16 protein-coding genes are annotated in these 13,527 nt (G+C 62.3%); 6 read left to right on the top strand and 10 right to left on the bottom strand.

The annotated features are described in order from the left end of the window. Positions 1-4 precede the first annotated feature (4 nt). From HB777_27670 to HB777_27650, 5 genes are all read right to left on the bottom strand, one after another. The gene (locus HB777_27670; GenBank protein ID QND67333.1) at positions 5-1,330 is read right to left on the bottom strand and encodes a bifunctional folylpolyglutamate synthase/dihydrofolate synthase; all 1,326 of its coding nucleotides are present in this window, start codon (positions 1,328-1,330) and stop codon (positions 5-7) included. A gap of 124 nt (positions 1,331-1,454) precedes the next feature. Then, positions 1,455-2,381, bottom strand: coding sequence for an acetyl-CoA carboxylase carboxyltransferase subunit beta (locus tag HB777_27665; GenBank protein QND67332.1), 927 nt, complete (start codon positions 2,379-2,381; stop codon positions 1,455-1,457). 48 nt (positions 2,382-2,429) lie between these two features. Further along, the gene (locus HB777_27660; protein ID QND67331.1) at positions 2,430-3,269 is read right to left on the bottom strand and encodes a tryptophan synthase subunit alpha; all 840 of its coding nucleotides are present in this window, start codon (positions 3,267-3,269) and stop codon (positions 2,430-2,432) included. A gap of 2 nt (positions 3,270-3,271) precedes the next feature. Then, on the bottom strand, positions 3,272-4,492 hold the full coding sequence (trpB, locus tag HB777_27655; protein ID QND67330.1) for a tryptophan synthase subunit beta: 1,221 nt from the start codon (positions 4,490-4,492) through the stop codon (positions 3,272-3,274). A 30-nt stretch (positions 4,493-4,522) separates the two neighbouring features. Further along, on the bottom strand, positions 4,523-5,182 hold the full coding sequence (locus HB777_27650) for a phosphoribosylanthranilate isomerase (protein QND67329.1): 660 nt from the start codon (positions 5,180-5,182) through the stop codon (positions 4,523-4,525). Between the two features lie 112 nt (positions 5,183-5,294). Between HB777_27650 and HB777_27645 the strand changes: the two genes are divergently transcribed. After that, on the top strand, positions 5,295-5,513 hold the full coding sequence (locus HB777_27645; GenBank protein QND67328.1) for a hypothetical protein: 219 nt from the start codon (positions 5,295-5,297) through the stop codon (positions 5,511-5,513). Positions 5,514-5,806: 293 nt separating this feature from the next. Here the strand turns inward: HB777_27645 and HB777_27640 are convergent, their stop codons facing one another. From HB777_27640 to HB777_27630, 3 genes are all read right to left on the bottom strand, one after another. After that, a complete protein-coding gene (locus HB777_27640; protein ID QND67327.1) occupies positions 5,807-6,565 on the bottom strand; it encodes a M48 family metallopeptidase in 759 nt (252 codons plus the stop codon). 101 nt (positions 6,566-6,666) lie between these two features. Further along, on the bottom strand, positions 6,667-7,149 hold the full coding sequence (locus HB777_27635; protein ID QND67326.1) for a DUF2852 domain-containing protein: 483 nt from the start codon (positions 7,147-7,149) through the stop codon (positions 6,667-6,669). Positions 7,150-7,374: 225 nt separating this feature from the next. Next, positions 7,375-7,839: an AsnC family transcriptional regulator gene (locus tag HB777_27630; GenBank protein QND67325.1), complete on the bottom strand. Its 465-nt coding sequence runs from the start codon at positions 7,837-7,839 to the stop codon at positions 7,375-7,377. Positions 7,840-8,001: 162 nt separating this feature from the next. Between HB777_27630 and HB777_27625 the strand changes: the two genes are divergently transcribed. Further along, positions 8,002-9,015, top strand: coding sequence for a 1-aminocyclopropane-1-carboxylate deaminase (locus HB777_27625; GenBank protein ID QND67324.1), 1,014 nt, complete (start codon positions 8,002-8,004; stop codon positions 9,013-9,015). A 78-nt stretch (positions 9,016-9,093) separates the two neighbouring features. Here HB777_27625 and HB777_27620 read toward each other — a convergent pair whose 3' ends face one another. Both HB777_27620 and HB777_27615 read right to left on the bottom strand, forming a co-directional pair. Then, on the bottom strand, positions 9,094-10,278 hold the full coding sequence (locus tag HB777_27620) for a benzoate/H(+) symporter BenE family transporter (protein ID QND67323.1): 1,185 nt from the start codon (positions 10,276-10,278) through the stop codon (positions 9,094-9,096). Continuing rightward, the gene (locus HB777_27615; GenBank protein QND67322.1) at positions 10,278-11,048 is read right to left on the bottom strand and encodes an alpha/beta hydrolase; all 771 of its coding nucleotides are present in this window, start codon (positions 11,046-11,048) and stop codon (positions 10,278-10,280) included. The genes HB777_27620 and HB777_27615 overlap by 1 nt, the downstream gene beginning before the upstream one ends. 222 nt (positions 11,049-11,270) lie before the next feature. On the opposite strand from HB777_27615, the gene HB777_27610 reads away from it, so the two are divergent. From HB777_27610 to rplT, 4 genes are all read left to right on the top strand, one after another. Further along, positions 11,271-11,807, top strand: coding sequence for a translation initiation factor IF-3 (locus tag HB777_27610; GenBank protein ID QND68929.1), 537 nt, complete (start codon positions 11,271-11,273; stop codon positions 11,805-11,807). 163 nt (positions 11,808-11,970) lie between these two features. After that, complete coding sequence (locus tag HB777_27605) at positions 11,971-12,597, top strand: isoprenylcysteine carboxylmethyltransferase family protein (GenBank protein ID QND67321.1); 627 nt, start codon at positions 11,971-11,973, stop codon at positions 12,595-12,597. A gap of 183 nt (positions 12,598-12,780) precedes the next feature. Further along, positions 12,781-12,984 (top strand): 50S ribosomal protein L35, encoded by a 204-nt coding sequence (gene rpmI / locus HB777_27600; protein ID QND67320.1) that lies wholly within the window; start codon positions 12,781-12,783, stop codon positions 12,982-12,984. Between the two features lie 93 nt (positions 12,985-13,077). Continuing rightward, positions 13,078-13,479, top strand: coding sequence for a 50S ribosomal protein L20 (gene rplT, locus HB777_27595; protein QND67319.1), 402 nt, complete (start codon positions 13,078-13,080; stop codon positions 13,477-13,479). The last annotated feature ends 48 nt before the right edge of the window (positions 13,480-13,527 follow it).

Raw genomic sequence — 13,527 nt, 5'->3', positions numbered from 1 at the left:
GACCTCAGCTCGGCGGCGTGCCGTTCTCGGCCAGGACCGCGCCGGCCAGGTACAATGAACCGCCGATCAGGATGCGCGGCGCCGGGCCATCCCATGTGTCGCGCAGCAGCATCAGCGCGCTGGCGACGGAACTAACCGGCTCGGCCGTCAGTCCCGCTTCCGTCGCCCGGACCGCCAGTTCGTCGTTCGGCACGCCGGCCTCGCTCAGGCTCACCGGCACCGTGTAGACATGGCGGGCGAGGCCTTTGAAGGCACGGAAATAGCCGCTCTGGTCCTTGGTGTTGATCATGCCGGAGATGAGGAAGAGCGGCCGCGGGTTCTTTTCTTCCTGCTCGGCCAGCGCTTCGGCAATCACCACACCGGCGCCCGGATTGTGGCCGCCGTCGAGCCAGATGTCGGCGCCCTTCGGCGCCAGTTCGGCCAGCCGGCCCTGCGCCAGCTTCTGCATGCGGCCGGGCCAGGCTACGTTGATCATCGCCTTTTCGGCGGCGCGATGGCTGATTTCGAAACCGGCCGCCTTGACCGCGGCGATCGCCGCCGCCGCATTGGCGAACTGGTGGCGTCCGGGCAGCCGGGGCGGCGGCAGGTCCATCAAGCCGTCTTCGTCCTGGTAGACCATGCGGCCGTTTTCCTCGAAGGCGAGGAAATCCTGGCCGTAGACGAAGGTCGGGCACTCCAGCCGTTCGGCGGTTTCGATCAGCACCTGCAGTGCCGTCTCGCTTTCCTGTGCACCGATGACCACCGGGCAGCCGCGCTTGATGATGCCGGCCTTTTCGGCGGCGATCAGTTCGACACGGTCGCCAAGATAGGCCTCGTGGTCGAGCGACACCGGCATGATCACCGATACGGCTGGCTCCTTGACGACATTGGTCGCGTCGAAGCGGCCGCCGAGCCCGACCTCGATGATGGCGGCGTCGGCCTGGTGTTCGGAAAACAAGAGGAAGGTGACCGCGGTGAGGATCTCGAAGACGGTGATCGTCTCGCCTTCATTGGCTCTGGCGACGCGCGCGATGGCGTCGGCGAAAACCCTGTCCTCGACCAGCCTGCCGCCGCCATCGGCGGCCAGCCGGTAGCGCTCGTGCCAGTTGACCAGATGCGGCGAGGTGTGGACATGGACGCGGTAGTCCGCCGCCTCGAGCAGGGCGCGCGAAAAGGCAGCGCACGAACCCTTGCCGTTGGTGCCGGCAATGTGGATCACCGGCGGCAGCCGATCCTGCGGATTATCAAGCCGCTCCAAGAGCCGCGAAATGCGATCGAGCGAAAGGTCGAAGCCTTTCGGGTGAAGCGCCATCAGGGCTTCGATTTCGCGGTCGGCGGCAAGCGTTGTCATGGCGCAATCCTGGCGCATGACCCCGAAAAACCAGAATCGGTTTCACAAAGGGCCATGCCAATTCAAAAAGCTACAGCGCGCCGGGGACAAGGCGCAATCGCTGTTCGCGGCGCTTCTTGTCGCGTCAGGCCTGCGGACGTGCCTCGGCCGGAATTGTTGCCGGCGGCAGGACTTCCGGCTCCAGCGGCTTTTGCTCCTCCGGCAGCTTGAGCAGCATCTTCAGCAGCCGCGCGATGGTTTCGCGCAGTTCCAGCCGCGACACCACCATGTCGACCATGCCGTGCTCCATCAGATATTCGGAGCGCTGGAAGCCGTCGGGCAGTTTTTCCCGGATGGTCTGTTCGATGACGCGCGGTCCGGCAAAGCCGATAAGCGCGCCGGGCTCGGCTATGTGCACGTCGCCCAGCATGGCGTAGGAGGCGGTGACGCCGCCGGTGGTCGGGTTGGTCAAAACGACGATGTAGGGAAGGCCGGCTTCCTTCAGCCGGTCGACGCCGACCGTGGTCCTCGGCAATTGCATGAGGGACAAAATACCTTCCTGCATGCGGGCGCCGCCGGAGGCGGCAAACAGGATCAGCGGCCGCTTGCGCTGCAGAGCAGCCTCAAAGCCGTGCACGATGGCGTCGCCGGCGGCCATGCCGAGCGAACCGCCCATGAAGGCAAAATCCTGCACCGTGACCACAACCGGCAGGCCTTCGACGGTCCCCAGCGCATTGATGATCGCGTCTTCGAGGCCGGTCTTGGCCTTGGCGTCCTTCAGCCGGTCGACATAGCGCTTCTCGTCGCGGAATTTCAGCGGATCCTGCATGACCTTGGGGTTGTCCAGGGTCTCGTATTTGCCGTCGTCGAAGAAGAATCTCAGCCGCTCCTTGGCCGAGATCTTCATGTGATGGCCGGAAGAAGGGATGACGAACTGGTTGGATTCCAGATCCTTGTGGAACACCATTTCGCCGGTCTCCGGATCCTTGATCCAGAGATTCTCGGGCATGTCGGTGCGCCGGCCGAGCATCGAATTGATCTTCGGGCGAACGTAATTGGTGATCCAGTTCATCGCTTCGGCTCCTGTCCTGACGAAGATTTGGCTAAAGACGTAGGGAAACTATTCGGCAGCAGCAAGGCGGGCCGAGCGCACACCTTGCGCAAGTCCGCTGACCAGCGTGGCGACGGCTTCGGCCGGGTCGGCGGTCTTCTCGCCCTTCGGTCCCAGCACATTGGCCACCGCATTGACGATCGCGGTGCCGACGACGACGCCGTCGGCATTGGCGCCGATCACCCGTGCCTGCTCGGCGGTCTTGACGCCGAAGCCGACGCAGACCGGCAGGTCGGTATGGCCCTTGATGCGCTTGACCGCCGCAGCCACCTTGCCGGTGTCGGCAAGCGCCGAGCCGGTGATGCCGGTCATCGACACGTAATAGACGAAGCCCGACGTGTTCTGCAGCACCTTGGGCAGGCGCTTGTCGTCGGTGGTCGGCGTTGCCAGCCGGATGAAATTGATGCCGGCCTTGAGCGCCGGAATGCAGAGTTCCTCGTCCATCTCCGGCGGCAGGTCGACGACGATCAATCCATCGATGCCGCTGGCGATCGCATCCTTGAGGAAGCGGTCGACGCCATAGATGTAGATCGGGTTGTAGTAGCCCATCAGCACGATCGGCGTTTCATTGTCGCCGGCGCGGAAGTCGGCCGCCATCTTCAGCGTCTTGACCAGCGTCTGGCCGCCTTTCAGCGCCCTGAGGCCCGCCGCCTGGATCGCCGGGCCGTCGGCCATCGGATCGGAGAACGGCATGCCGAGCTCGATGATGTCGGAACCTGCGCCGGGAAGCGCCTTCATGATCGACAGCGAGGTGTCGTAGTCCGGGTCGCCGCCCATGAAATAGGTGACAAGCGCAGGGCGGCCTTCGGTCTTCAGCTTCGCCATGCGGCGATCGATGCGGGTCACCATGATCAGATCTCCATGCCCAGCATCGAGGCCACCGTATGCACGTCCTTGTCGCCACGGCCGGACAGATTGACGATGACGATCTGGTCCTTGTCCATGGCGGGCACGATCTTCACCGCATGCGCGATGGCGTGCGCGGATTCCAGCGCCGGGATGATGCCTTCGACGCGCGTCGTCAGCTTGAAGGCCTCCAGCGCCTCGTCATCGAGGATCGGCACATATTCGACGCGGCCTGAATCGCGCAGCCAGGAATGCTCCGGGCCGACGCCGGGATAATCGAGGCCGGCCGAAATCGAATGCCCGTCCATGATCTGGCCGTCGGAGTTCTGCAGGAGATAGGTGCGGTTGCCGTGCAGCACGCCGGGTTTTCCGGCATTCATCGAGGCGCAATGCTCGATGCCGTCGAGACCGCGGCCGCCGGCTTCGATGCCGATGATGCGGACCTCCTTGTCGTCGAGGAAGGGATGGAACAGGCCAATGGCGTTCGAACCACCGCCGACGGCGGCGATGATGGTGTCGGGCAGCCGGCCTTCCTGTTCGAGGATCTGCGCCCGCGCCTCGATGCCGATCACCGACTGGAAGTCGCGCACCAGCTCCGGATAGGGGTGCGGGCCGGCGGCGGTGCCGATCAGGTAATAGGTGTCCTCGACATTGGTCACCCAGTCGCGCAGCGCCTCGTTCATGGCGTCCTTCAGTGTGCCGTGACCTGATGTCACCGGCCGCACTTCGGCGCCGAGCAGCTTCATGCGGAAGACATTGGGGCTCTGCCGGGCAACGTCGGTCGCGCCCATATAGACGACGCAGGGAAAGCCGAAGCGCGCCGCGACCGTGGCCGAGGCCACGCCGTGCTGGCCGGCGCCGGTCTCGGCGATGATGCGCTTCTTGCCCATGCGCTTGGCCAGCAGGATCTGGCCGAGGCAGTTGTTGATCTTGTGCGAACCGGTGTGGTTCAGATCCTCGCGCTTGAAATAGACCTTTGCGCCACCGAGATGTCTGGTCAGCCCCTCGGCGAAATAGAGCTTCGACGGCCGCCCGGCATAATGGGTCGAAAGGTCAGTCAGTTCGGCCCTGAAATCCGCATCGTTCTTGACCTCGTTCCAGTGACGCTCCAGGTCGAGGATCAGTGGCATCAGCGTTTCGGCAACGAAACGACCGCCGAAAATGCCGAACATACCCTGTTCGTCGGGCCCGGTGCGGAAGGAATTGGGTGTCGCCGGCTTGTTCATCGCCGATCTCCTGGCTTGTCGTTTAGGGCTTTAGGCGGCGCGGTCGTCGCGTGCTGCCCGGACGGCCCGGAAAAACTGTTCGATCAGCGCCGGATCCTTGACACCCGGCGCGCTTTCCACGCCTGAGGAAATATCTATTCCGGGCGGGTTGGCAAGCCGAAGGGCATCGCCGATATTGGCGGCGTTGAGCCCACCGGAAAGCATGTAATCGACGCCGCCGTCAAGGCCGGCGAGAATGCGCCAGTCGAAGGCAACACCATTGCCGCCCGGCAGTTCGGAGCCTTTCGGCGGCTTGGCGTCGAACAGAAACCGGTCTGCTATGCCGATGAATGGCTTTATCCGCTCGAGATCGGCAGCCTCGCCGAGCGGCAGCGCCTTCATCACTGGCAAGCCATAGCGGGCCTTGACCTCGGCCACCCGCTCCGGCGTTTCCGCGCCGTGCAGCTGCAACATGTCGGGCTGCATCTTGGCAACGATCTCATCCAGGAAGGCGTCGCTGGCATCGACGGTGACGGCAACCGCCAAAGCCTTGCCGCGCGCCGCCTCACGCAGGCGGCCAGCCTCGGCAGGTTCGACATAACGAGGGCTCTTGGCAAAGAAAATAAAGCCGACATGACTGGCGCCGCCGGCCAGCGCCGCGGCCATTGCCGCGTCGGTCTTCAAGCCGCAGATCTTGATGTCGAGTGCCATGGCGCGGGAATTGGCATGAAAAGCGAAAAGAGTCGAGAAAAAGCATGCTGTTTGCCGGCACGGCCAAAGGCGCTACCTATGAATGGACAGGATGCAAGGCGGGAGCACGATCATGGCCGAGAGAACCGTTGCCGAACTCAAACAGAAGATCACGCAGGCGCGCGAGGTCATTGCGCACCTGATGGACAAGGCCGCCTTCAACGGCGCCGAAGCGCACCGCGCGCTCGACTATTTCGGCAGCGATGCCTTCGATGGCAACTTCTTGCCGTGGCCGCATCATGGCGATGAGGGGTTGCGACCGGAGGAGTTGAACGCCGCGAATGACGATTGAATTTCGTCATCCTAGGGCGGAGCGACGCGAAGCGGAGCGCAGACCCTAGGATCCATGCCGTGACATCCACCGAAGGATGCGGCGGTGGAGAATGGCGGCGTTTTCCGCGTTGCGACGATCCCAATTCTGCTCCGCTGCGGCGCTCGTGCGTCGCGGCATGGATCCTAGGGTCTGCGCCGCGTCGCTTCGCTCCTTGCTTCGCCCTAGGATGACGAAGTTGAGACTGCTCAGCCAATCTCCAACGTTTGCACCGTTAACAGCGGACAGCCCTCAAGGCCTCACTTCGCCCATCACTACTCGAACGCGATCGCCTGCAGCGCGCCGCCATTGCGCTTCAGCCATGCCTTGCAGCGCTCGGTGTCCGGGCAGAGCTGCTCGCACAGTTTCCAGAATTTCGGACCGTGGTTCATCTCTTTCAGATGCGCCACTTCATGCGCGACGAGGTAATTGATGACTGGCGACGGCGCCATCATGATGCGCCAGGAAAACGACAGATTGCCGTCGGAGGTGCAGGATCCCCAGCGGCTTGACGTGTCCTTGAAGCGGATCGCCTTGGCGCGCTTGCCCAGCGTCTCGGTGTGCTTGACCACCAGCTTCTCGATCTCGCGCTTGGCCTCGCGCTTGAGGAAATCGGCGATGCGGCGCGGCAGGTGTATGCGCTCGCCATGCACGATCAGCAGCGGACCGCGCTCGTCGCGCGACACGGTGACGGTGCCGCGTTTCGAAGGCTCATGGACGATGCGGTGCGCCACGCCGCGCACCGGAATCTTGATGCCGGGCCGCACCTGCGGCCGGGCCGGCACTTTGGCCAGCCGCTGTTCCAGCCAGTCCTGATGGCGGTCGAGAAATTTTTCCACCTCGCCCCGGCGCAGGCCGGGCGGCACGGTGATGCGCAGGCCGCGACCGCCTGAATCGATGCGCAGCGTCAGCCGCCTCGCGCGATCGTTCTCGACGATCTTGAGCGGCAATGAGCGGCCGGCAACGACGTGCTCGCGCTCTTCGACTGGCGCGGGCTTGGGCTTTGTCAGGTTGCGGAAGAAGCCGAATGACATGGCGCAACGATACGTGATTCGAGGAAAACGAATAGAACAAAAAAGAAACGGCGCCGCTCGCGCGACGCCGTTTTTTTCACGATGTGGCCTGTCGCTTGGCCTCAGTCGTCAAGCAGGTTCGAGCCCTTGCCACGCTTGGTGGTCGTCGTTCCCGTGCCCGGATCGGTCTTCGTCGGCGCCGTCGACTTGTTGCGGTTGGCCATGAAGCGGTCGAACTCGTCCTGATCCTTGGCGCGGCGCAATTCGCGGGCATACTCGTCGAACTGGGTCAGCATCTCGTCGAGCTTGCGGCGCTCTTCGTTCAGGCGCTCAAGTTCCTTTTCGCGCCAGTCGTCGAAAGCGACGTTGCCGGTGCGGGCGGAACCATTGCCCCAGCGCGCGGCCTTGTCGGAACCGCGGCGGCAGCCGGCGAAGATGCCGTCGGTCGCGCGGTTGACGTCACGCTTGAAGCCGTCGAGGCGATCGCCCCAGATGATGTAGGCAAGCATGGCGAAGCCGAGTGGCCAGAACACCATGAAACCCACAACCATCAACGCGATGGTCGCCGGCGTCCAGGCCGGACGGATCAATGCAGATGTGTTCATTTTCTCCCATTCCTTCGGTTGGAGACAGCCAAACCCGGCTGCGTGGAATCGAAATGGGAAGAGAAAAACGGCGATTCAAGACAATGTCCGCCAAAACCGGACAAGCAACTGAAATGATTATCGCTTTTTGAGACTGTCGAGGAAAAGCACGACCGGGCATGAAGAGCAGTGGCAATGCCGCCGGCGGTACAATGGTCTGATGCATCGGCCGGGAACCCGTCCCTTTCAAAAATCCAGCGGCGCGTTGTCGACGACCTCCTTCATGACGAAGAACGTCCTCGTCTGGCGGACGCCGGGCAATGCGATCAACTGATCCCCATGGATCCGGTTGAAATCCGCCATGTCACCGACCCTGATCTTCAGAAAATAATCGAAGTCGCCTGCCACCAGATGGCAATCAAGAATGAATTTCAGCTTCGCGACTGCCTTCTCGAATTCCGCGAAACTTTCCGGGGTCGAGCGGTCGAGGACGACACCAACCATCACCAGCGCGCCTCTGTCGACCTTCCGTGGCGTCACCACCGCCCTGACATGGCTGATGTAGCCTTCATCGAACAAGCGTTGCGTGCGGCGATGGCACGTCGCCGGACTGACAACAACCGACTGCGCCAGCTCCGCATTGGTCAGCCGCCCATTGTCCTGGAGCAGGCGCAACATTCTGAGGTCGATCCGGTCGAGCGACGCTTTCATGGAAGATTCTTCCGCTATTGAGGCACTTTATCGAAGAAAAATAACGTTTTCGCGTCAGAGATTTAGATTCAGGGCATTTTCTGCTCGATCTTAGAGAGCACCTTTCAAGGGAAAAATGATAGTGTTTCCAGTATCAAAATTACAATCAGAGGAGGATTTCTCATGTTGGAGAAGTTCGAACGCTATCCGCTCACATTTGGACCGACCCATATCGAGAAACTGGATCGGCTCAGCGCTCATCTCGGCGGGAAGGTCGATCTCTATGCCAAGCGGGAAGATTGCAATTCCGGCCTCGCCTTCGGCGGCAACAAGCTGCGCAAGCTCGAATACATTATCCCGGACGCGATCGCCTCAAACGCCGACACGCTGGTTTCGATCGGCGGTGTTCAATCCAACCATACGCGCATGGTGGCGGCCGTCGCAGCGAAAATCGGCATGAAATGCCGCCTGGTGCAGGAAAGCTGGGTGCCCCACGAGGACGCCGTCTATGATCGCGTCGGCAACATCCTTCTGAGCCGGATCATGGGCGCCGATGTCCAGATGGTCGATGAGGGCTTCGACATCGGAATCAGGGAAAGCTGGGAACAGGCGATTGCGGATGTGAAAGCCAAAGGCGGCAAACCTTATCCGATTCCGGCCGGGGCTTCGGTGCATAAATATGGCGGCCTGGGCTACGTCGGCTTCGCCGAAGAGGTGCGCGCGCAGGAGAAGGAACTCGGCCTTGCCTTCGACTACATCGTCGTCTGTACCGTCACCGGCTCTACCCATGCCGGCATGGTGGTCGGCTTCGCCAAGGACGGCCGCGAGCGCAAGGTGATCGGCATCGACGCATCCTGCACTCCGGCGCAGACCAAGGCGCAAGTGCTGGATATCGCGCGGGCCACGGCGGCGCTGGTCGAACTCGGCAAGGAGCTCGGTGAAGACGATGTGATCCTCATCGAGGATTATGCCTACCCGGTCTACGGCGTGCCCTCGCAGGAGACGAAGGAAGCAATCCGCCTGTGCGCGCGCCTTGAAGGCATGATTACCGATCCTGTCTACGAGGGAAAATCCATGCAGGGCATGATCGACCTGGTGAGGAAGGGCTATTTCCCCGAAGGGTCGAAGGTGCTCTACGCCCACCTTGGCGGCGCTCCGGCCATTAACGGCTATGCTTACACGTTTCGTAATGGCTGAATGCCTGCAGAGCGTCGCAGGCGACTCGTTGAGCTTGCGGCGCTCGTTGACATCAACACGACAGTCGCCCACGGCGATTCAGGACAATGCCCGCAAAATCCGGACAAGCGGCTGAAATGATTGTCGCTTCTTGAGTTCTTCGAGGAAAAGCACGACCAGGCCGGCAATCAGGCCCCAGAATGCGGCACCAACGCCGAACAGCGTCAGCCCCGACGCGGTGACGACGAAGGTGACGGTGGCGGCCATGCGGTCGCCCTCGTCCTTGAGCGCGATCGACAGCGCGTTGGCGAGCGACGCCATCAGCGCCAGACCCGCCACCAGCACAATCAGGCTCTGCGGCAGCACGGCGAAGATCGCCACCAGCGAGGCGCCGAAAAGCGCGAAGATGAGATAGGCAAGCGCATAGAACGGGCCGGTCTTCCAGCGCTCGGCGGGATCGGGATGGACGTCCGGCCCGGTGCAGATCGCCGCCGAGATCGCCGCCAGATTGGTGGTCGAGCCGCCGAACGGCGCCGACAGCAGCGAGAACAGGCCGGTGACGCCGATCAGCGGGCCGGGCTCGGGGTGGTAGCCGGCGGCGCGCAGCACGGCGAGGCCGGACAGGTTCTGCGAAGCCATGGTGACGAGGTAGAGCGGCAATGCCAGGCCGATCATCGCCTTCGCGGTGAAATCAGGCGCAATCAGCGTCAGCGTCGACAGTTCGGGTGTCGGCAGGCCGCCGACACGGCCGGTGAGGAAAGCGGCGAGGCCGCCGCCGATCAGCACCGCCAGCACCGACAGGGCCGGATTGAACAGGCGGATGACGAAGAAGGCCGCGATTAGCGGCAGGATCAGCCACGGGTCGACAGGAATGGTCTTTACCGCATTGAACGCGAAGGTGACGACGATGCCGGCCAGCATGCCGGAGGCGACCGAGGGCGGTATCCTCGAGATCAGCTGCGTCAGGGGCCGGAACAGGCCGGTGGCGATCAGAAGGATGGCGGTGACGATGAAGGCGGCGACGGCCTCGCCCATCGAAAAGCCGCTCGAGGCCGCGATCAGCGCCAGGCCCGGCGTCGACCAGGCGGTGATGACGGGCATCTTCGTGCGCCAGGACAGCCACAGGCTCTCGATCGCCATGGCCAGGCAGATGGTCGTCACCCAGCTTGCCGTCTCGATCTGCGTCGCGCCGACTGCCTTGGCGGCGGCGATGACGATGGCCAGCGTGCCGCCAAAGCCGACGATGGCGGCGACGAACGCGTGTATCGGAATGGAAACGCGCATCAGTTCCCCCTCTGCGCCATCGCGTCGACGGCCCGCACCAGCATGTCGAGGTCCTGCGGCCGCGACAGGCGGTGGTCGCCGTCAGGGATCAGCGACAAGGTCACGTCGTCGGCCGGCAGCAGGCTGACCAGCTTCAGCGCGTGGCTTGCCGGCACGTCCGCATCGGCCAGCCCCTGCAGGATATGCACCGGGCAATGCGTGTCGATCGGGCCTGTCATCACCAAATTGTCGCGCCCGTCCTCGATCAGCGAGCGCGTGTAGATGTAAGGCTCGGCGGAATAGTCCGACGGCTCTTCGAAGAAGCCTTTCTCAGTGAGGTCGCGCTTCTGCGCCTGCGTCAGCACCGGTTCGACCAGTTCGGCGGTAAAATCCGGCGCCGGCGCCAGCAGCACCAGGCCGGCGATGTTGCTATCGCCAGCCTTGCGCAACTCTTGCACCATGCGCAGCGCGATCCAGGCGCCCATCGAAGAGCCGACCAGGATCTGCTTGCCCTTGGTGAAATGGCGGAACACGGCAAGGCTCTGCGCAAGCCATGTCGAAATCGTGCCGTCGGCAAAGGCGCCGCCGGATTCGCCATGGCCGGAATAATCATGGCGCAGGAAGGCGCGGCCTTCTCTTGCCGCCCAGTCCGACAGCGTCTCGGCCTTCGTGCCCAGCATGTCCGACTTGTAGCCGCCGAGCCAGACGATGCCGGGCGCGGAGCCAGCATTATGGCGCACCGCGATGCGCGTTCCGTCGACATCGATAAAGACGGGGGGCGTGGCGTTCATGACTTTTTCCTCAAGCCCGTCTTTTGGCACAAGGTTTCTTGTGACACAGCCGGTGGCGTGGCGAAAAGTGCTCACTATGTTCTTTGTTTGGTGCAGGGCAGCGATCAGGGTGATTTTCTGTCAATGCTGTGCTATTGACTCCGCCCGCGCGCTCACCACATTGGCGCGTCCACGCATCAACACTGACAAACCCTGAACGAAACGGCCAAGGAGACCACGACCATTCGCAGACCTTTCAAAGCAGCGGCGCCGACCAAGGATGGCCCGCGCTCCAACCGTGACATCCGGGTTCCCCGGGTCCAGCTTATCGACGCCGAAGGCCAGAACCGCGGCGATGTTTCCATCAACGACGCATTGCTGCTCGCCGAAGAGGCTGGGCTCGATCTCGTCGAGATATCGCCCAACGCGGTACCCCCCGTCGTCAAGATCCTCGATCTCGGCAAGTTGAAATACGCCAACCAGAAGAAGGCTGCCGAGGCGCGCAAGAACCAGAAGGTCATCGAGATCAAGGAGATCAAGATGCGCCCGAACATCGACAGCCATGACTACGAGACCAAGATGAAGGCGGTTCGCCGCTTCTTCGAGGAAGGCGATAAGGTCAAGCTGACGCTGCGCTTCCGTGGCCGCGAGATGGCGCATATGGAACTCGGCATGCAGCTTTTGAACAAGGTTCGCGAGGAAGTGGCTACGATCGCCAAGGTCGAGGCGGAACCGAAACTTGAGGGCCGTCAGATGATGATGGTGCTGTCGCCGCGCTAAGGTGTGCTGAGCGCACCTTGGATCACGATGACGTCAGCCTGATCATCGGGCTCTAAATCCGCCTGAATTGTGTTACAGGGCGTCCCGGCGATCGGCGGGACGCCCATTTTCTCAGCCACAGCTGCGATCGCCGGCTAAGCTCTTCGACGATCGGATTCCTCCCTTGGACAAAGAACTCAAATACGGGCTGGGTAACTACCAGCGCACGCGCAGGCTGGTGCTTGCCGTGCTCGTGGTGGTGCTGTTTGCCGCGCTGCTGTTTGGGCAATCGACCTTTCCGCCCGAAACGGCGATGCACGAGTCGATCGAGATGTTCGGCGTGTTGCTGATTTTCCTGGGTATCTGCGGTCGCCTTTGGTCGACACTCTACATTGGCGGGCGCAAATCGTCCGAGGTGGTCACCGGCGGGCCTTACTCGATCACCCGCAACCCGCTCTATGTGTTCTCGACCGTGGCCGCGGCCGGTGTCGGCGCCCAGATCGGTTCGTTCTCCGGCATCATCCTGTTCGCGGTGTTGTGCGCGGGCGCCTTCCACATCGTCATCCTGCGCGAGGAGAAATTCCTCAAGGAAGCGCTAGGCGCCCCGTACCAGGCCTATCTGGCGCGGGTGCCTCGCTTCTTCCCGAAATTGTCGCTCTACCAGGAGGGCGATACGGGCAGCTTCAAACCGCGCCTGTTGTTGACCACGCTGCTCGACGGCCTGGTGTTCCTCGTAGCGCTGCCGGCCTTCGAACTGATCGACGGCGCCCAGCAGTCGGGCATGTTGCCGGTCTGGTTCACGCTCCCCTGACCAAGGACGCAGCGCCGCATCCCCTACAGGTGTTGCACAGCCGCCGTCTTTGACGTATAGGACCGCCGTTCAAGAAAACCGCCCGGCAGGGCATGCCGTGGCGGTTTCATTTGCTTTTCGGGCTTTGGTCGGCCCGAAGCGAACAAGAAGCGCGATAGTGCGCCAACTAGACGGAGTAGCAAAATGCCCAAGATGAAGACCAAGTCCGCCGCCAAAAAGCGGTTCAAGATCACAGGTACGGGTAAAGTCCTGTCGGCTGCTGCCGGCAAGCGTCACGGCATGATCAAGCGTTCCAACAAGTTCATTCGAAATGCCCGCGGCACGATGGTTCTGGCTGAACCGGATGGCAAGAAGGTCATCAAGAATTTTCTGCCGAACGGCCTCTAAGGCATTCGGTCCGGACACGCATTAGTTTTACGCAATTCCGAACGGAAAACCGCAAGGCACTTTTCCTGGAATTGCTTTTAAGGAGATCATGACATGGCACGCGTAAAGAGAGGCGTCACTTCGCACGCCAAGCACAAGAAGGTCCTGAAAGCCGCGAAAGGCTTCTACGGCCGCCGCAAGAACACCATCCGCATCGCCAAGCAGGCGGTGGAAAAGTCGATGCAGTACGCCTATCGCGACCGCAAGAACCGCAAGCGCTCGTTCCGCGCTTTGTGGATCCAGCGCATCAACGCCGCGACGCACGAGCATGGCCTGACCTATGGCCGCTTCATCGACGGCCTCAACAAGTCGGGCATCGAGATCGACCGCAAGATCCTGTCGGACATGGCCATCCACGAGCCGCAGGCTTTCGCAGCCCTGGTCGCCAAGGCCAAGGTGGCGCTCGAATATCTGAAGAACACCACGCCGAACGCTTTTGAAAGCGCTGTCGCCTAAGACCAGCGCTTCCCAAGCATTCGCAATTCTGATTTGGGGAACCCGCGC

Source organism: Mesorhizobium loti (assembly GCA_014189435.1).
GTDB lineage: Bacteria > Pseudomonadota > Alphaproteobacteria > Rhizobiales > Rhizobiaceae > Mesorhizobium > Mesorhizobium loti_G.
This window is presented reverse-complemented; position numbering and strand designations above follow the sequence as displayed.

Excerpts from the sequence above, each read along its gene's own strand:
- rpmI (QND67320.1), top strand. The coding sequence starts at position 12,781 with ATGCCCAAGATGAAGACCAAGTCCGCCGCCAAAAAGCGGTTCAAGATC.
- HB777_27660 (QND67331.1), bottom strand. The coding sequence starts at position 3,269 with ATGGTGACCCGCATCGATCGCCGCATGGCGAAGCTGAAGACCGAAGGC.
- HB777_27645 (QND67328.1), top strand. The coding sequence starts at position 5,295 with ATGGCCGAGAGAACCGTTGCCGAACTCAAACAGAAGATCACGCAGGCG.
- HB777_27670 (QND67333.1), bottom strand. The coding sequence starts at position 1,330 with ATGACAACGCTTGCCGCCGACCGCGAAATCGAAGCCCTGATGGCGCTT.
- HB777_27615 (QND67322.1), bottom strand. The coding sequence starts at position 11,048 with ATGAACGCCACGCCCCCCGTCTTTATCGATGTCGACGGAACGCGCATC.
- HB777_27635 (QND67326.1), bottom strand. The coding sequence starts at position 7,149 with ATGAACACATCTGCATTGATCCGTCCGGCCTGGACGCCGGCGACCATC.
- HB777_27625 (QND67324.1), top strand. The coding sequence starts at position 8,002 with ATGTTGGAGAAGTTCGAACGCTATCCGCTCACATTTGGACCGACCCAT.
- trpB (QND67330.1), bottom strand. The coding sequence starts at position 4,492 with ATGAACAAGCCGGCGACACCCAATTCCTTCCGCACCGGGCCCGACGAA.
- HB777_27640 (QND67327.1), bottom strand. The coding sequence starts at position 6,565 with ATGTCATTCGGCTTCTTCCGCAACCTGACAAAGCCCAAGCCCGCGCCA.
- HB777_27620 (QND67323.1), bottom strand. The coding sequence starts at position 10,278 with ATGCGCGTTTCCATTCCGATACACGCGTTCGTCGCCGCCATCGTCGGC.
- HB777_27630 (QND67325.1), bottom strand. The coding sequence starts at position 7,839 with ATGAAAGCGTCGCTCGACCGGATCGACCTCAGAATGTTGCGCCTGCTC.
- rplT (QND67319.1), top strand. The coding sequence starts at position 13,078 with ATGGCACGCGTAAAGAGAGGCGTCACTTCGCACGCCAAGCACAAGAAG.
- HB777_27650 (QND67329.1), bottom strand. The coding sequence starts at position 5,182 with ATGGCACTCGACATCAAGATCTGCGGCTTGAAGACCGACGCGGCAATG.
- HB777_27665 (QND67332.1), bottom strand. The coding sequence starts at position 2,381 with ATGAACTGGATCACCAATTACGTTCGCCCGAAGATCAATTCGATGCTC.